The organism is Shinella yambaruensis, from assembly GCF_050859155.1.
Lineage (GTDB): Bacteria > Pseudomonadota > Alphaproteobacteria > Rhizobiales > Rhizobiaceae > Shinella > Shinella yambaruensis.
The window spans coordinates 1,325,517-1,342,650 of record NZ_CP150638.1 but is presented as its reverse complement, the minus strand read 5'-3'; the positions used below and the strand labels follow the sequence as shown (position 1 = coordinate 1,342,650).

General features: G+C 64.7%; 17 protein-coding genes. 7 read left to right on the top strand and 10 right to left on the bottom strand.

Annotation, left to right across the window (positions count from 1 at the left end):
• Nucleotides 1-107: 107 nt before the first annotated feature.
• The 7 genes from WMC41_RS06585 to WMC41_RS06555 all read right to left on the bottom strand — a co-directional run bounded on the left by WMC41_RS06585 (nucleotide 108) and on the right by WMC41_RS06555 (nucleotide 6,825).
• Complete coding sequence (locus tag WMC41_RS06585; RefSeq protein ID WP_244765924.1) at nucleotides 108-725, bottom strand: riboflavin synthase; 618 nt, start codon at nucleotides 723-725, stop codon at nucleotides 108-110.
• The gene (gene ribD / locus WMC41_RS06580) at nucleotides 725-2,014 is read right to left on the bottom strand and encodes a bifunctional diaminohydroxyphosphoribosylaminopyrimidine deaminase/5-amino-6-(5-phosphoribosylamino)uracil reductase RibD (RefSeq protein ID WP_432347380.1); all 1,290 of its coding nucleotides are present in this window, start codon (nucleotides 2,012-2,014) and stop codon (nucleotides 725-727) included. Before ribD ends, WMC41_RS06585 begins: the two co-directional genes overlap by 1 nt.
• Nucleotides 2,015-2,494 (bottom strand): transcriptional regulator NrdR, encoded by a 480-nt coding sequence (nrdR, locus tag WMC41_RS06575; protein WP_244765926.1) that lies wholly within the window; start codon nucleotides 2,492-2,494, stop codon nucleotides 2,015-2,017.
• Nucleotides 2,495-2,503: 9 nt separating this feature from the next.
• Nucleotides 2,504-3,802, bottom strand: coding sequence for a serine hydroxymethyltransferase (gene glyA / locus WMC41_RS06570; RefSeq protein ID WP_432347378.1), 1,299 nt, complete (start codon nucleotides 3,800-3,802; stop codon nucleotides 2,504-2,506).
• Between the two features lie 331 nt (nucleotides 3,803-4,133).
• Nucleotides 4,134-5,456, bottom strand: coding sequence for a L,D-transpeptidase family protein (locus WMC41_RS06565; protein WP_288081769.1), 1,323 nt, complete (start codon nucleotides 5,454-5,456; stop codon nucleotides 4,134-4,136).
• A gap of 287 nt (nucleotides 5,457-5,743) precedes the next feature.
• A complete protein-coding gene (gene ldtR / locus WMC41_RS06560; protein WP_024270688.1) occupies nucleotides 5,744-6,256 on the bottom strand; it encodes a transcriptional regulator LdtR in 513 nt (170 codons plus the stop codon).
• Between the two features lie 131 nt (nucleotides 6,257-6,387).
• Nucleotides 6,388-6,825: a DUF6163 family protein gene (locus tag WMC41_RS06555; RefSeq protein WP_244766010.1), complete on the bottom strand. Its 438-nt coding sequence runs from the start codon at nucleotides 6,823-6,825 to the stop codon at nucleotides 6,388-6,390.
• Nucleotides 6,826-6,980: 155 nt separating this feature from the next.
• Between WMC41_RS06555 and hemB the strand changes: the two genes are divergently transcribed.
• The 6 genes from hemB (at nucleotide 6,981) to WMC41_RS06525 (ending at nucleotide 11,286) form a co-directional block, all read left to right on the top strand.
• A complete protein-coding gene (gene hemB / locus WMC41_RS06550) occupies nucleotides 6,981-7,997 on the top strand; it encodes a porphobilinogen synthase (RefSeq protein WP_288081768.1) in 1,017 nt (338 codons plus the stop codon).
• A 241-nt stretch (nucleotides 7,998-8,238) separates the two neighbouring features.
• Nucleotides 8,239-8,703, top strand: coding sequence for an RDD family protein (locus WMC41_RS06545; RefSeq protein ID WP_064329698.1), 465 nt, complete (start codon nucleotides 8,239-8,241; stop codon nucleotides 8,701-8,703).
• Nucleotides 8,704-8,854: 151 nt separating this feature from the next.
• Nucleotides 8,855-9,619 carry an arginyltransferase gene (locus tag WMC41_RS06540; protein ID WP_288081767.1) on the top strand — a complete coding sequence of 255 codons (765 nt, stop codon included), beginning with the start codon at nucleotides 8,855-8,857 and terminating at the stop codon, nucleotides 9,617-9,619.
• 78 nt (nucleotides 9,620-9,697) lie between these two features.
• Complete coding sequence (locus tag WMC41_RS06535) at nucleotides 9,698-10,615, top strand: DMT family transporter (protein WP_288081766.1); 918 nt, start codon at nucleotides 9,698-9,700, stop codon at nucleotides 10,613-10,615.
• 63 nt (nucleotides 10,616-10,678) lie between these two features.
• Nucleotides 10,679-10,900, top strand: coding sequence for an AbrB/MazE/SpoVT family DNA-binding domain-containing protein (locus tag WMC41_RS06530; protein WP_272805013.1), 222 nt, complete (start codon nucleotides 10,679-10,681; stop codon nucleotides 10,898-10,900).
• Nucleotides 10,897-11,286: a type II toxin-antitoxin system death-on-curing family toxin gene (locus WMC41_RS06525; protein ID WP_272805012.1), complete on the top strand. Its 390-nt coding sequence runs from the start codon at nucleotides 10,897-10,899 to the stop codon at nucleotides 11,284-11,286. Before WMC41_RS06530 ends, WMC41_RS06525 begins: the two co-directional genes overlap by 4 nt.
• Here WMC41_RS06525 and parC read toward each other — a convergent pair whose 3' ends face one another.
• Nucleotides 11,287-13,539 carry a DNA topoisomerase IV subunit A gene (parC, locus tag WMC41_RS06520; RefSeq protein ID WP_288081765.1) on the bottom strand — a complete coding sequence of 751 codons (2,253 nt, stop codon included), beginning with the start codon at nucleotides 13,537-13,539 and terminating at the stop codon, nucleotides 11,287-11,289.
• Between the two features lie 209 nt (nucleotides 13,540-13,748).
• Between parC and WMC41_RS06515 the strand changes: the two genes are divergently transcribed.
• Nucleotides 13,749-14,945 (top strand): hypothetical protein, encoded by a 1,197-nt coding sequence (locus WMC41_RS06515; protein WP_244765935.1) that lies wholly within the window; start codon nucleotides 13,749-13,751, stop codon nucleotides 14,943-14,945.
• Nucleotides 14,946-15,185: 240 nt separating this feature from the next.
• Here WMC41_RS06515 and creD read toward each other — a convergent pair whose 3' ends face one another.
• On the bottom strand, nucleotides 15,186-16,622 hold the full coding sequence (gene creD, locus WMC41_RS06510) for a cell envelope integrity protein CreD (protein ID WP_432347373.1): 1,437 nt from the start codon (nucleotides 16,620-16,622) through the stop codon (nucleotides 15,186-15,188).
• A 177-nt stretch (nucleotides 16,623-16,799) separates the two neighbouring features.
• Nucleotides 16,800-17,129 (bottom strand): DUF1236 domain-containing protein, encoded by a 330-nt coding sequence (locus WMC41_RS06505; protein WP_133033273.1) that lies wholly within the window; start codon nucleotides 17,127-17,129, stop codon nucleotides 16,800-16,802.
• Between the last annotated feature and the right edge of the window lie 5 nt (nucleotides 17,130-17,134).

Sequence of the window (17,134 nt, the reverse complement as noted above, 5' to 3'; positions counted from 1 at the left end):
ATGCCGCACACTACGGAGCAAGAGGTATCGATATCGTTACCTCACGGGCGGGCCGCAACGCGCGGCGGTGCCGATCGATGACGACGCCTGGGCGAGTCACGCCATCGTCACGCCTTCGGCGCCGGAAACTCCGCAAGCCGCGCCGCATAGCGCGCCATGGTGTCGACCTCGAAGTTGACGAAATCGCCCGCCTTGCGCTCGCCCCAGGTGGTGACGTCCAGCGTGTGGCGGATGAGGAGCACGTCGAAGACCGCGCCATCGACGGCGTTGACGGTGAGCGAGGTGCCGTCGAGCGCGACGGACCCCTTCGGCGCGACGAAGCGCTCCAGCCCTTCCGGCGCGCGGATACGGAAACGCGTCGCGTCGCCCTCGGCCTCGACGGAGAGGATTTCCGCCTTGCCGTCGACATGGCCCGAGACGATGTGTCCGCCGAGTTCGTCGCCGATCTTCAGCGAGCGTTCGAGGTTGATGCGGGTGCCGGGCATCCAGCCGGAAATGGTCGTCAGGCGCAACGCCTCCTCCCACGCCTCGACCTCGAACCAGCGGGCATTCGAGCCTGCCTCCGGCAGCGCCGTGACGGTGAGGCAGGTGCCCGAATGGGCAATGGAAGCGCCCATGTCGATGGTGGCGGGGTCGTAGCTGGTGCGCACGCGCAGGCGAACCCCCTCGTTCATGGGCTCGACCTTCTCGACCGTTCCGATATCCGTGACAATGCCGGTAAACATCAATCGTCTCTTTCGTATACTTGCAAAATATCCGCGCCGTAATGCGCCGTCTGGCGGAGAAAATAGCCATCCGGCATGCGCCCGGACACAAATGGGGATGCGACCCCCTCCCCGCCAATGGCCGCCGCGCCGGTAAACAGCAGGATGCGGTCGACTAGGCCGGCATCGAGGAAGGATTTTGCGGTGCGCGCGCCGCCTTCGACGAGCAGCGAGGAGATGCCGCGCGTGGCGAGCGCCATCAGCAGGTCGTCGAGCCGGCGCGGGTCGCAGGTAAGGATTTCGACACCGGCCGCTTCGAGGGCTGCGGCGCGGGCAATTTGGGTATCGGCCGTGGCGTCCGGGTTACCCCCCTCTGGCCTGCCGGCCATCTCCCCCTCAAGGGGGGAGATCGAGGAGGCAATGTCTCCGCCGTCATCAAATGTCGGTGCGGCAGGTATTGCAGAGGATGATGTATGGGGATTTGGCTCCCATCCAATCTCCCCCCTTGAGGGGGAGATGGCCGGCAGGCCAGAGGGGGGTAGCCCCACCCCCTTCGCCGTCACCACGATGACCGGCACATCCTTCACCGTGCGCGCCAGCTTCGAGCCCGGCGACAGTTCGAGCCGCGGGTCGAGCACGATGCGCACCGGCGAGCGGGTTTCTAGCCCCGGCAGGCGGCAGGTCAGTTCCGGATCGTCGGCGAGCGCCGTGCCGATGCCGACGAGGATCGCATCCGTCTCGGCGCGCAGCACATGCACCTGCCCGCGCGAGACCGGCCCGGTGATCGTCACCTGGCCCGCGCCGAGCCGGCCGAGCATGCCATCGGCGGAAACGGCAAGCTTGAGAGTCACATAGGGCCGCTTCTTCGTCTGACGGGTGAGATAGGCGGCAAGCGCTGCACGGCCCTGCGCCTCCAGCACGCCCGTCTCGACGGCGATACCGGCATCGCGCAGCATCCCGAGCCCCCTGCCCGCCACGCGCTCGTCCGGGTCCGTCACCGACACGACGACGCGCGAAACGCCGGCGGCGATCAGCGCATCGGCGCAGGGCGGCGTCTTGCCGTGGTGCGAGCAGGGTTCGAGCGTGACATAGGCCGTTGCGCCACGCGCGGCGTCACCGGCCACGGCCAGCGCCTGCGTTTCCGCATGGGGCCGCCCGCCCGGGGCGGTGACGGCGGAGCCGACGACGACGCCGTCCTTGACGATCAGGCAGGCGACGGAGGGATTGGTGGCGGTGCGGCCGAGATTGCGGCGGCAGAGGCGGATGGCCGCTGCCATGAAGCGTTCGTCGTCTTCGACGGGGCCGGACATCTAGCCGTCGGCGCCCGGATCCCGGGCGATCTTGGCGGCGACTTCGGAGAGGATCTTCTCGAAATCGTCGACATGGGAGAAGTCGCGATAGACCGAGGCGTAGCGCACGAAGCCGACGTCATCGAGCGCCTTCAGCGCCTCCAGCACCTGGAGGCCGATCTCCTCCGAAGAGATTTCCGTCTCGCCGGAGCTTTCGAGGCGGCGGACGATCCCGGAGACCGCGCGTTCGATGCGGTCCCGGTCGACGGGTCGCTTGCGAAGCGCGATCTCGAAGGATTTCAAGAGCTTGTCTCGGTCGAAGGGGGCCTTGCGGCCCGTCTTCTTGACGACCATCAGCTCGCGCAGCTGCACCCGTTCGAAGGTCGTGAAGCGACCGCCGCAATCCGGGCAGATGCGCCGGCGGCGAATGGCGGCCCCGTCCTCTGCGGGACGGGAATCCTTCACCTGCGTATCTTCCGAACCGCAATAGGGGCAGCGCATGCCGGCTCCTTACATGTAGGAATACATGGGGAAGCGGCCGGTGAGCGCCAGCACCTTCTCGCGCACCGATGCCTCGACGGCCGCATTGCCCTCGTCCGAATTGGCGACCTTCAGGCCGTCGAGCACCTCGACGATCAGGTTGCCGATTTCCTTGAACTCGGCCTCCTTGAAGCCGCGCGTCGTGCCGGCCGGGGTGCCGAGGCGCACGCCCGAGGTGACGAAGGGCTTTTCGGGGTCGAACGGGATGCCGTTCTTGTTGCAGGTGACATAGGCGCGGCCGAGGGCGGCTTCGGCGCGCTTGCCGGTGGCGTTCTTCTTGCGCAAGTCGACCAGCATCAGGTGGTTGTCCGTGCCGCCCGAGACGATGTCGAGGCCGCCGGCCTTCAGCGTCTCGGCGAGCGCCTTGGCGTTCCTGACGATCTGCGCGGCGTAGTCCTTGAATTCCGGCTGCAGCGCCTCGCCGAAGGCGACGGCCTTGGCGGCGATGATGTGCATCAGCGGGCCGCCCTGCAGGCCCGGGAAGACGGCCGAGTTGATCTTCTTGGCGATGTCTTCCTCGTTCGTCAGCACGATGCCGCCGCGCGGGCCGCGCAGCGACTTGTGCGTGGTGGTCGTGGCGACGTGGCAGTGCGGGAACGGCGACGGGTGTTGGCCACCGGCGACGAGGCCGGCGATGTGCGCCATGTCGACCATGAGGTAGGCGCCGACTTCATCGGCGATCTCGCGGAAGCGCTTCCAGTCCCAGATGCGGGAATAGGCGGTGCCGCCGGCGATGATCAGCTTCGGCTTGTGGGTGCGGGCCTTCTCGGCGACATCGTCCATGTCGAGCAGGTGATCCTCCTCGCGCACGCCATAGGAGACGACGTTGAACCACTTGCCGGACATGTTGACCGGCGAGCCATGCGTCAGATGGCCGCCCGAATTGAGGTCGAGGCCCATGAAGGTGTCGCCGGGCTGGAGCAGCGCGAGGAAGACAGCCTGGTTCATCTGCGAGCCGGAATTCGGCTGCACGTTGGCGAAGTTGACGCCGAACAGCTTCTTGGCGCGCTCGATGGCGAGCTCTTCCGCGATATCGACGAACTGGCAGCCGCCGTAGTAGCGCTTGCCCGGATAGCCTTCGGCATACTTGTTCGTCATGATCGAGCCCTGGGCTTCGAGCACGGCGCGCGAAACGATGTTCTCCGAGGCGATCAGTTCGATCTCATGGCGCTGGCGACCGAGTTCCTTCTGGATCGAGCCGAAAATCTCCGGATCGGTATCGGCAAGGGAACGCGTGAAGAAAACGTCGGTAGCGGAAGAATTGCTCATCCTCGAGGCTCCTTAGGGTCAAGTGGCACGGTGTTTAGCGTCCTCGCATGGCAAGGGCAATATCCGCTCCACGGTTTGCGCCATTTCCGCGCGTGTTATGCGATAAAAACGACAAGGATCACTTGGCATGCCAGCCGCCCGGCCAGGTCCGAAAACCTCTCCTCCGTCATGGTCGGGCTTGACCCGACCATCCACCGCCGCGGGTGGGGACGTGGATCCACGGCTCGGAGGCCGAGGATGACGGTGGTGGACTGGCTAATGTTTGTCGGCAAGGAAAAGCCCCGCTTCCGTCAGGAAGCGAGGCCCGCGAAAACCTCGGACGGATCACCCTTTATTGCGGCAGCAGATCGCTCTCGACGGAGCGGCCGCCTTCCTGGTTGTAGCCGGTCTGGAGGGCGAGTTCTGTGGCGCCGTCCTTCTGGTAGATGTCGTCGCGGAACTGCACGACGCGGTCCTTGGCCGACCAGGCGGTGATGTAGGTGAAGAAGACCGGCACTTCCTCGGCCAGCTTGATCGGCGTGTTGACGCCGCTCTTGATGGTCGCCTCCATCTGCCCGCGCGACCAGCCGGGCGTGTCCTTCAGCAGCCAGACCGAGAGGTCGCGCACGTTCTGAACGCGCACGCAGCCGGACGATTCGAAGCGCATCAGCTTGTTGAACAGGCCCTGCTGCGGGGTATCGTGCATGTAGACCTGGTGCTCGTTGTGGAAGTTGATCTTCGTCGAGGACATGGCGTTGATCTTGCCCGGGTCCTGGCGGAACATCAGGTTCGGGGCCTTCTCGGCGTTCCAGTCGACGGTTTCCGGCGAGACTTCGTTGCCGTTGCCGTCGAAGAGGCGGATCGAGTTGCGCGCAAGATAGGTCGGATCCTTGCGCATCAGCGGCATGATGTCCTTCTGGATGATCGAGCGCGGCGCGGTCCAGTAGGGGTTGAGGATCACTTCGTAGATCTTGGAGTTCAGCACCGGCGACTGACGGTCGATCTTGCCGACGATGGCGGTGTGGCGCGAGGCGACGCGGCCGTTCTCGACGGCCTCGATATAGGCGGCGGGGATGTTCACCATGACGTAGCGGCGGCCAAGGTCGCCGGACATCGCCTGCAGGCGCACGAGGTTGGTCTGGAGCTGGCCGAGGCGGGTGACGGCCGGAACGTTCAGCGCCTTCAGCGTATATTCGCCGACGGCCCCGTCGGCCGGCAGGCCGTGACGGGCCTGGAAGCGTTTCACCGCGCCGTCCACGTAGGAATCGAAGGCGCCGTTCGTGCCGGCGGAGCGCGGCAGGTCGCCGGAGATGATCAGGCGCTGGCGCAACTGCTGGACGGCCGGATCGGCGACGCCCATCTCCATCTTCTGCTGCGTGTTGACCGTCGGCCAGCCGCCATTGGAGACGATGTTCTGGTAGTCGTTGATCGCCTGCTGGAGATAGCCGGAGCTGCCGGAGCCGAAGATCGGGTTGTTGGAGACGACGGCGGTGGCGGTGCGCGATGCCTCGGCGTCGAACTGGTCGTCCCAGTTGCCGCGGCGCGGAGCGTTGAGGATGTCGTCGAGCGCTGTCTGGGCCAGCGTCGGGCCGGCCACGGCAGCGGCACCGAAGGTTGCGGCGGAGCGCAGGAAGGCGCGGCGCGAGAACACATCAAATCCGGTTTTGCGAGACATTGATCCTACCATCTCCTGAGCGCCGCAAAGAACGGCGAGGTGCGCACGGCACGGCGACCCCAAGGGTCCATACCCGATGCAGCTATCACGAACAGGGTTAACAAACGCAAACCGGCCCTGCCGCCCGCGCATACCTTAGCCCAGCGTCCGGGTGTCACAGCAATATGGCCAATTCGTGTCTCGGCAGGCGTGCGCTACCCTAAGCCCCCGCATGAAAACATGAAAAGCCGGACGCGCAGGGGACGCGGCCGGCTTTTGTGGAGGAGGTCGGAAACGGTGCCCGGAAATTACAGGCGGTAGAGGATCGAGTCGTTCCAGAAGCGATCGAGGCGCTGGAGCAGCTTGTTCATCTGGTTGAACTCGCCCTCGCCGATGCCGCCGACCTTCTGGATCGAGCCGATATGGCGCTCGTAGAGTTTCGCGACCGTCTCGGCGATCTCCTGGCCGCTTTCCGTCAGGCTGATGCGGACGGAGCGGCGGTCGATGCGCGAGCGCTGGTGGTTGATGAAGCCGAGGTCGACCAGCTTCTTGACGTTGTAGGAGACGTTCGAGCCGAGATAGTAGCCGCGCGAGCGCAGCTCGCCTGCGGTCAGTTCCGAATTGCCGATGTTGAAGAGGAGCAGCGCCTGGACGGCGTTGACATCCGAACGGCCGGCGCGGTCGAACTCGTCCTTGATGACGTCGAGCAGGCGACGGTGCAGACGCTCGACGAGGTGGAGGGATTCCAGGTAGAGATTGCGGATCGCGTCTTCCTGCGGATCGACGACGGGGGCCTGCTGCGGCTTCATCTTGGTGTTCATGGTTTACTGCCTCACTGTTTTGTTTGGCGGTGTGGTTTGTTTTCCCGCCTTGAGTGAGACCCTATCGAATGCATCTAAAATTCTACTTAAACCGCAGCCTTAACAGCGCCTTACCGGAAGGCGACCCTGTCTCACGGTGAATCAGTTCTTACCGTGCGGGCCTGCCGGCGGCGCTGGACGAAGAGCGCGATGCGGAAAAGAACGAAGACAAGCGCTATGGCGCCGTGGGTGAGAACCAGGAGCCGGTTGACGCCGAAGGTCGAGGGATAGACCTCGTGCATGGCGATCTCGGTGGCGGCCGCGATGAGCCAGATCACCGGCCCCCAGGAGACGAGAAGCCAGAGGCCGACGGCCGCGACGGGGAACAGCACGGCAAGCGCCGTATAGGCCGCCTTCCAGGCCGGCGGCAGCAGGTCGAAGCGCCCCTGCCCGCCGAAGGAGAAGCCCGTCAGCATCGCCCAGTATTGCAGCGCGAACCACAGCGAGACGATCGCCGCCAGCCGCAGGAAGAGGGCGAACAGCGTTTCGGTCAGGCTTGGTCTCGGGCCCTTGGCAGAATCAGCAACCATGGCGCGGACAGTAAGGGCAAGGCCGGCCGGCATAAAGCCCGTAACCGCGGTCATGCACGGCCATATGCCGCAGGCCCCTTGCCCGCGCGCGATTTGATTGCCGGGACGGGCGTGATATGGAGGCGGAAATCGCACGCGCAAGGGATGAAGACGCCATGACCGGCAGCAGGAACATCGTCGACGAGATCACCGGCCACCGCCGCATGCGGCGCAACCGGAAGGCCGACTGGACGCGCCGGCTCGTCCAGGAAAACCGCCTGACGGTCGACGATCTCCTCTGGCCGGTCTTCGTGGTGCCGGGCAGCAATATCGTCGATCCGATCACGGCCATGCCCGGCGTCAACCGCATGAGCGTCGACCGGCTGGTGGAGGCGGCGAAGGAGGCCGCCGACCTCGGCATTCCGGCCATCGCGACCTTCCCGAACGTCGAGATGCACCTGCGCGACGAGACCGGCTCGAACAGCCTGGCGGCCGACAACCTCATCAACGAGGCGACGCGCGCCATCAAGAAGGCGGTTCCCAACATCGGCGTCATCACCGACGTCGCGCTCGATCCCTTCACCAGCCACGGCCATGACGGCGTGCTGCGCGAGGGCGTCGTCGTCAATGACGAGACGGTCGAGCTGGTCGCGCGGGCCGCCGTCATCCAGGCCGATGCCGGCTCCGACATCATCGCGCCCTCCGAAATGATGGACGGCCGCGTCGGCGTCATCCGCCGGGCGCTCGACGCCGCGGGCCATCAGAATGTCGGCATCATGTCCTATGCGACGAAGTTCGCCTCCGCCTTCTACGGTCCCTATCGCGACGCGATCGGTACCGGCGGCCTGCTGAAGGGCGACAAGAAGACCTACTACATCGACCCTGCCAACGGCACGGAGGCGATCCGCGATGCGGCGCTCGATGTGGAGGAAGGCGCGGACATGCTGATGGTCAAGCCGGGCCTTCCCTATCTCGACATCTGTTGGCGCATGAAGGAAGCGTTCGGCCTGCCGGTCTTCGCCTACCAGGTCTCCGGCGAATACAGCCAGATCAAGGCCGCCGCGATGAACGGCTGGATCGACGGCGAGCGCGTGATGCTGGAAACCCTGCTGGCGTTCAAGCGCGCCGGGTGCGACGGCATCCTGACCTATTTCGCGATGGACGTGGCGCGGCATCTGGCGAAGAAGGGCTGAGTTCCGCCATCGCCCCTCATCCGGCCTGCCGGCCACCGTCTCCCCGCAAGCGGTGCGAAGGGATATGCCGCGCCGGTTTTCCCAATCAATGCCCGTTCGCAGGGCAAGTCCCAGCTCGCGGGGAGAGGGCTAGGATGAGGGGCAAACGCCAAATGAGCAGACCGCCGCCTTCGCTCGCACCCGTTGTTTTCTCCCGACACATCCCCATATGAAGGGCATGTTCCATCCAGGAGACAGGCAGATGAGTGCTGATTTCAACGAAACGCGGGTTCCGACGACGGACTGGCAGGCCTATCGCGGCGTGCTGTCGCGCCGGATCTTTGCGTTTCTGATCGACTATGCGATCGTCGCGCTGCTCTGGATCCCGGCCGCCGTCGTGGTCTTCTTCCTCGGCATCCTGACGCTCGGCCTCGGCTTCTTCCTCTATCCGGCGCTCTTCGCCATCGTCGCCATGCTCTATTTCGGCCTGACGATGGGCGGCCCGAGCCAGGCGAGCGCCGGCATGAACGTCATGGGTCTCGCGCTTGCCCGCGTCGACGGACGGCCGGTCGATTTCCTGACGGCGATCGTGCATCTCGTGCTGTTCTGGATCGGCAATGCGCTCCTGACGCCGTTCATCGTGCTCGTCGGCCTCTTCACCGATCGTGGCCGCCTGCTGCACGACCTGCTGCTCGGCACGGTGATGGTTCGCCGCGACCGCTATTGAGAAACGCGGGGGACGTCTCCCCGCCTTGCGCATGATCCGTTCTCCCTGTCGATTCCGGCCTGAAGGGTCATGCGCCAGTTGACCTTTTTTTGAACTAGGCCATGGTATCGGCATAGAAGTGTCACACAGCGACGGAGTCGCCCCACGGCCGATGAATACGCAGGCAACATCCTCTCCGCAATTCTATCTCACCGCGCCGGCGGCCTGTCCCTATCTGCCGCAGGAGATGGAGAGGAAGGTGTTTACCCATCTGGTGGGCGAGCGCGCGCCGGAGCTGAACGACCTCCTGACCCAGGGCGGCTTCCGCCGCTCGCAGAACATCGCCTACAGGCCCGCCTGCGAGACCTGCCGTGCCTGCATTTCCGTCCGCATCCTGGTCAACGAGTTCACCCCGCGCCGCTCCATGCGCCGGGTTCTGGCCGCCAATGCCGATCTCGTCTCGCACGAATACCCCGCCGAGCCCTCCAGCGAGCAATATTCCCTTTTCCGGCACTATCTCGACGCCCGCCACCAGAAGGGCGGCATGTCGGACATGTCGGTGCTCGACTATGCGATGATGGTGGAGGACACCCATGTGCACACCAAGGTCATCGAATACCGCCTGCGCGAGGAAGGCTCGGGCCTCAAGGAGCGTCCGCAGGGAGAGCTGCTCGCGGTGGCGCTGACCGACCGCATGGGCGACGGCCTGTCCATGGTCTATTCCTTCTACAATCCGGAGGTGGCGGACCGCTCCCTCGGCACCTTCATGATCCTCGACCACATCCGCCGCGCCAGGGCACTCGGCCTGCCGCACGTCTATCTCGGCTACTGGGTCAAGGGGTCGCGCAAGATGGACTACAAGACAAAGTTCCTGCCGCAGGAGCACCTGATGCCGCGCGGCTGGGAGCGCTATAACGACGAGACCAACACCACCTAGCGCAAGTCCGACGACATCCTGTTCGCCTGAACTGCTTCAGGATATTGTATTCATCGCATTCCCAGATCCGGTCCTGCCGTGCCCCCGACAAACGATCCCGCCCTTCACCGCAAGGGCCTTCTCATCACCGCCGTCGGCGGCCTCGCCCTCTCCTTCGACATTCCGCTGATCCGTTCCGCCAATGGCGACGTCTGGTCGATGGTCGTCGTGCGGAACATCTCGGTGTTCGTGATGGCGGTCGTCCTCTGGGCCTGCCTGAATTTCGTCCTGCACCGCAGGACGGTGCTCGTTCCCGGACGCATCGGCCTGCTGATCGGCCTGTGCTACGGCATCAACGGGCTGACATTCATGCTGGCGGTGTTCAACACGACGACGGCCAATGTCGTCTTCATCCTCGCCTTCACATCGATGTTCGCCGCCATCCTCTCCTGGATTTTCCTCGGCGAGCGCCCTAGCAATGCCACGCTCCTCACCATGGCCGCGATGGTCGCGGGCGTGCTCCTGATCGTGCATGACGGACTGTCGAGCGGCAACCTCTTCGGCGATGCCATGGCCGCCTGCTCGGCGTTGCTCCTGGCGATCTCGCTGACGCTGAGCCGCAGGAGCGGCGCAGACATGGGTTTCGTGCCGCTCGTCGCCGCCGTGCTGTCGGGCGTCTTGGCACTGTTCTTCCTGCCGCCCGGCGGCCTCTCGATCGCCGAACCCGTCTACATCCTCTTCAACGGCCTCGTGCTCCTGCCCCTCGCCTTCTGGTGCCTGGCGACCGGTCCCCGATATCTTTCCGCCCCGGAAGTCGGCATGTTCTACCTCGTGGAAACGGTGCTCGCCCCCATCTGGGTCTGGATCGCCTTTGCCGAAACGCCCACCACCCAGACCCTGATCGGCGGCTCGATCCTCATCCTCGCGCTGCTTGCGCACTCGCTGTGGCAGATGCGCTCGAAAGCCCGCGCGGCCCGGGAAAGCGAGACTGCAACGGAGTTCCCGTTTGTGGGATGACCAAATATCTTGTCGTGGAGCATGTCGAATGTTATAACTTAGTTATAACAAAGGATCACGACCATGAATGTCACCATCCGCAAGATCGGTAATTCAGAAGGCATCATCATCCCGAAGGACGTCCTCGACCGTATGGGTGTCAAGGCGGGTGACGAAATCACCATGACGAGCGAGGGCAGCAAGCTCATTCTCAGCGTGGCGGATGGCGATTTTGAACGGCAACTCGGTCATGCCGAGAAATTCATGGATCGCTACAAGGTAGCCCTCAAGAAGCTTGCGGAATGACGATCGTCTTTCTCGACCGTCCGCTCGTCGAGCGGCTGCATGCGGTTCAGATCCAGCGATTTGGCGGCGCAGCGGGACTGCGAGATGAAAACGCCTTTGAATCGGCGTTGGCCCGCCCTCTCAACAAGGCATATTACGGCTGCGAGGATATATTCGAACTCGCAGCCGCCTATCTCTATGGGCTGGCGAAAAACCACGCGTTTGTCGATGGCAACAAGCGCATCGCCATTGTCGCCACCGCGGTCTTCCTGATGGACAACGGCTTTGAAATTGTGACGGACGACGCGACGCTCTACACCTTCGTCCTCGCCGTGGCCGCCGGCGAGATCGACGAGGAGGGCGCGACGCGCTTCCTTCGCGACGTCAGCGTCCCCTACTCCGGCTGATCACCCGCTGAACTTGCCGCTGCGCGGAAAACCCTTCGGAACGGTGCGGCCGGCGCTGGCGCGGTCGCCCATCCATTCCAGGAGCTCTTCCTTGCTGCGCACGAAGTTGCGGCCGGCGCTGTCATCCCAGGTGAGGCCGTCGGCGATGGCAAAGCAGCGCAGGTCCGAGACCCCGCCGTCCTTGTAGCGCTGCAGGCGCACGCCCTTGCCGCGCGACATTTCCGGCAGCTGCGCCAGCGGGAAGACCAGCATCTTGCGGTTCTCGCCGACGACGGCGACGTGGTCGCCGCGCACCGGCACCACCAGCTTGGCCTCGTCGGGCATGCCGACATTCATCACCTGCTTGCCCTTGCGGGTGTTGGCGACCATCTCGGTTTCCGCGACCACGAATCCGTTGCCGGCCTGCGAGGCGACGATGACCTTGCGCGCGGCATCGTGCACGAAGGCGGTCAGCACGTCCTGATCGTTCTCCATGTCGACCATGATGCGCAGCGGCTCGCCATGGCCGCGGCCGCCCGGCAGCTTGTCGGCGCCGAGCGTGAAGACCTTGCCGCCCGTCGTCATGACCAGCACCTTGTCCGTCGTCTGCGCCGGGAACGCCACCTTCAGCGCGTCGCCCTCCTTGAACTGGAGGCCGGACGTATCGGCGATATGGCCCTTCAGCGCGCGGATCCAGCCCTTTTCCGAGATGACGACCGTGACCGGCTCCTTCTCGATCATCGCCTGCTGGATGGCCTCGACATCAGCCTCAGGCGCGCTGGCGAACTGGGTGCGGCGGCGGCCGATCTCGGTGGCCTTCGCGAACTTCTTGCGGACCTCGCCGATTTCCCAGGCGACGGTCTGCCACTGCTTCTCGTCGGACGCCAGCAGCGCCTCGATCTCCGCCTTTTCCTTCGACAGGTTGTCGAATTCGGTGCGGATCTCGAATTCTTCCAGCTTGCGCAGCGAGCGCAGGCGCATGTTGAGGATCGCCTCGGCCTGCACGTCGGTGAGCGAGAAGGTCTCCATCAGGGAGACCTTCGGCTCGTCCTCCTCGCGGATGATGCGGATCACCTCGTCGAGGTTGAGATAGGCGACGAGGTAGCCGCCGAGGATTTCCAGGCGGCGGTCGATGGCCGCGAGCCGGTGCCGCGAGCGGCGCTGCAGCACTTCGCGCCGATGCGCGAGCCACTCGACGAGCACGTCCTTCAGGCCCATGACCTTCGGCACGCGCCCCATCGAGAGCACGTTCATGTTGAGCGGAATCCGGCTTTCCAGCTCGGAGAGCTTGAAGAGGGACTCCATCAGGATCGTCGGATCGACGGTGCGGCTCTTCGGCACCAGCACGATGCGCACGTCTTCCGCCGATTCGTCGCGGATGTCCTCCAGCAGCGGCAGCTTGCGGGCGATGAGCAGCTCGGCGATCTTCTCGATCAGCCGCGACTTCTGCACCTGGTAGGGAATCTCCGTGACGACGATCTGGTAGCCGCCGCGGCCGAGGTCTTCCGTCTGCCACTTGGAACGCACGCGAAAACCGCCGCGGCCCGTCTTGTAGGCCTCGATGATGCTCTCGCGGCCGTCGATGATGATACCGCCGGTCGGAAGATCAGGCCCCAGCACGAATTCCGTGAGCTTTTCGACATCGGCGTCCGGATGGCGGATCAGGTGCAGCGCGGCGTCGCAAAGCTCATGCACGTTGTGCGAGGGGATGGACGTCGCCATGCCGACGGCGATGCCGGAGGACCCGTTGGCGAGCAGGTTCGGGAAGGCGCCCGGCAGGACGACCGGCTCCTCGTCCTCCTCGTTGTAGGTCGGGCGGAAGTCGACGGCATCCTGGTCGATGCCTTCGAGCAGGAGCGTCGCGACCTCGGTCATGCGCGCTTCGGTGTACCGGTAGGCGGCGGCGTTGTCGCCGTCGATATTGCCGAAGTTCCCCTGCCCGTCGACGATCGGATAACGCTGCGAGAAATCCTGCGCGAGGCGCACCAGCGCGTCGTAGACCGACTGGTCGCCATGCGGGTGGAACTTACCGATGACGTCGCCGACGATGCGTGCGCATTTCTTGAAGGAGGAGTTGGACCGGAGGCCCATTTCGCTCATTGCATGGATGATGCGGCGGTGCACCGGCTTCAGGCCGTCGCGTACATCCGGCAGCGCGCGCTGCGTGATGGTCGACAGCGCATAGGCAAGGTAGCGCTCTTCCAGCGCCGCCTTCAGGTCGACCGGCTGAATGTTGTCGTCTCCGCCATCCGGCGGCAAAGTGTTCTGTCCCATGGGACTTGACTAGCGTTCCTGCCGATTCGCGGCAAGGAAACCGGGCGACCGGCCTGTGGATAGCGCTTTGTAAAGGCTGTTTCCGGAATCCGGCCGGCGCCCGAGATTTCCATGGAAAGTTCCGGCGGCCCGAATATAGTCGCCGCGCCGCACGTATATGAGCGGTAACGGCAAGGCAGCCGTCCAAAAATCCAGAAAGAGAGCCTACAATGATGCGCACCTCCCATTTCCGCACCCTTCTCGCCGGCGCCGCGCTCGCCTCCCTGGCAAGCCCCGCTTTCGCGCTCGACGGCGCGGATCTGCTCGCCAAGCTGAACGCCACCTATGCCACGAGCGGCGTGACGATCAGCTCGTCGAACGTCGCCACCGACGGCTCCACCGTTACGCTGGAAAATGCCGAACTGAAGGCCACCGGCGCCGAGGCCCCGGTCAAGCTCGGCACCATCACCATGGACGGCGTCGAGGAAGACGGCGAAGGCGGCTACACCGTCGAGACGGTCTCGTTCCAGGACATCAACGTCACCGAAGCGGACGCCACGGTCTCGGCCAAGGACATCGCGATCAACGGCGTCATCATTCCCGGCACGGTCGTTCCCGGCACGCTGGAATCGCTGCTGATGTACGAATCGGCCACCGCCGGCCCGGTCTCCGTCACCTCCAAGGGCAAGGAAGTCTTCTCCATGTCCGGCATGGAGGCGAACATCACGCGCATGGACGGCGATGCCGGCCTCGAATTCGACGCCACGCTCTCCGACCTCAAGGCCGACCTCACCTCGGTCGAGGACCCGAAGGCCAAGGACACGCTCGCCAAACTCAACATGCAGACGCTGGAAGGCAAGGTCACGATGTCCGGCAGCTGGGAGCTCGCCAGCGGCAAGCTTGCCGTCGACGAATATGCCTTCGACTTCAAGGATGTCGGCCGCCTCAACCTGGCGCTGGAATTCTCCGGCTACACGCTCGACTTCCTGAAGGGCATGCAGGAGGCCATCAAGGCCGCCGAGGCCAACCCGAACAAGGAAGAGGCCAACGCCGCCATGGGCATGTCCATGATGGGCCTCGTGCAGCAGCTGACCTTCAACAGCGCCTCCATCTCCTTCGAAGACGCCTCGATCACCAGGAAGCTGCTCGACTATGCCGGCGGCGAACAGGGCGTTTCCGGCGACCAGATGGCCCAGTCGCTGAAGGGGCTGGTTCCGATCATGCTCGCCCAGCTCAACATGCCGGAGCTGCAAAACCAGATCGCCGCAGCCGTCAATACCTATCTCGACGACCCCAAGAGCATCACGATCAGCGCCGAGCCGAAGGAGCCGGTGCCGTTCCCGATGATCATGGGCGCCGCCATGGGCGCGCCGAACACCATCCCGCAGGTCCTCGGCGTCACCGTCACGGCGAACGACGAGATGTAAGACCTTCGGCTTTTGCCGAATTCAGGGAAGCCCGGAGCATCGCTCCGGGCTTTTTTGCTTATAAGGCTTGTTGCTGACAAACCTCTCGCCACCCACTGTCGTCATCCTCGGCCCCCGAGCCGAGGATCCAAGCCGCGCCCGGGACGTGGATGGTCGGGTCGAGCCCGACCATGACGGAAGAGAGGTGCGGGAGGTCTTGTCGGAGGCTGCGCCCGAGGCATTCGCCCCGGGCCCTTCATTTCAACGGGCCGGCACGGCCTGCGGCACCGGCGCCGACCATTCGACGCGGCGGGTCGCATACATGGTCGCGGCGATGGTGACGAAGGAGATCAGCGCGCCGGCGAGCAGCGCATACTCGTCCTCGCGCAGCACCAGGTACATGATGCCATAGGCCGAGAGCAGCACCGCGCCGAGCGACAGGCCGTTCCTGCGGCTGCCCGTCGCACTGCCGAGATAGGCGGCGATCAACAGGGTCGTGGCGAGCGAGGCTACGGCATAGGCGATGGTGAAGCCGGTATGTTCGGCGAGCGCCAGGAGCAGCACGTAGAACACGATGAGCGCAAGGCCCGTCAGCACGTACTGGATCCAGTGCACCATACGCCCGCCCTTCAATTCCACGACGAAGACGGCGAGGAAGACGAGCGAGATGAAGCCGATCGAATATTTCAGCGTGCGCGAGACCACCTGGTAGAACTGCACGGGCTCCACGAGGTTGATGCTCATCATGCTGCCCGACAGCGGCAGGGTCGGGCCGGTGGCGACGCGGTCGATGCCGCGGGCGAGATAGGGAATCGTCCACCTGGCCGAGAAATCCGACGCGGTGACGGTCTTCTCCTCCGGCAGGAAGAGGCCTTCGAAACCCGGATGCGGCCAGTTCGCCCTGGCGGAAAAGCTCGTCGTCTGGCCGGCGGGCGCGACGGCGAAGCTGCGCGAGCCGTTCAGCGACAGGGCGATCTCGAAGGAGAAGCCGTTTTCGATGAGCGGGCGCTCGATGACCCGGTGCACGCCGGCGCTCGTTTGCGGCGAGGCGTAGCCGTCCGTGCCGGTGCTCGCCATCGCGGAAATCTGCCGCATGCCGGGATCGAAGGGGCGCACGACGCCGTTGTCGATCTTCACGCCGGCATCGGAGCGGATGCCGGTGATGTCGTTGATGTTGAGCACCAGAAACGCCCGGTCGAGCTGCGGCGTGCCGTCGAGCTGCGCGAGGTCCTGCAGGATGTTGCCGGCAAAGCGGCCCTTCAGCGTCAGCGCGCCGTTATAGACCGGCAGCGTGTAGATGGAGAGCTTGCGTTCCTCCGCCGTCAGGTCGGCCGTCACGTCGAGCGTCTCCGGCATGACGAGCACCCATTCGGTCACCCGCTCGACGATCGTGCGCGCATCCATCACGCGGCTGCGCTCGACCTCGAAGGGCACCGCGAGATAGGGGCCGTTGATCGCCTGGTCACCGCCCCAGCCATGGGCGATGCGCCGGGAGACATCGGCGGCGCGCTGTGCGCGCTCCTCCGTCAACCCCCAGACGAGCAGCAGCGGCACCAGGAGCGCCACGGAAATGATGCCGATCATGATGAACTTGACGCCGGGCGAGCGCAGGAACGTGGCAAGATTGCCGCGCGGCTCGATAGGCGGCATCTGCCGGGTCAATGTCGGGACGGGATCGTCCGCTTCCGTCGCTGTCATGAAAGTCCCTCCAGTCGTGAATCGCCTCTTTCGGGCGCGGCTTCACGCTAGGGGTGCATTTCGACTGATTGCGCGCGGAATTGGGATCGACTGGCGGCGAATTCGCGGCATTGTGACGTCCGCCGCGGCAGGACATGCAAAACCCGGCGCGAAGCGCCGGGTTCTGTTTCGAGCGGCTTATTCGAGAACCTGTATGACGGTGCGCGTCTGGGGGTTCACGATGACGCGGCGCTCGTTGACGACCGTATAGGCATAGTCGGCATTGCCGTCGATCGTATGGATTTCCACCGCATCCGGGATCACCCGGCCCACGACCACGTCGCCCTCATAGGCGACCGAGGGGACGTCCTGTTCCAGGACGTAGGTGCGGACTTCGCCCGGCACGACGACGGTCGATTCGGTGGTGACCGGATCGGTCTCCTCGATGATCACCGTGCTCTGGGCGTAAGCCGAGGCGGAGAGCGTCAGGAGCGTCGCCGCCGTGGCAAGGAGTAGCTTGTTGCGCATGTTCG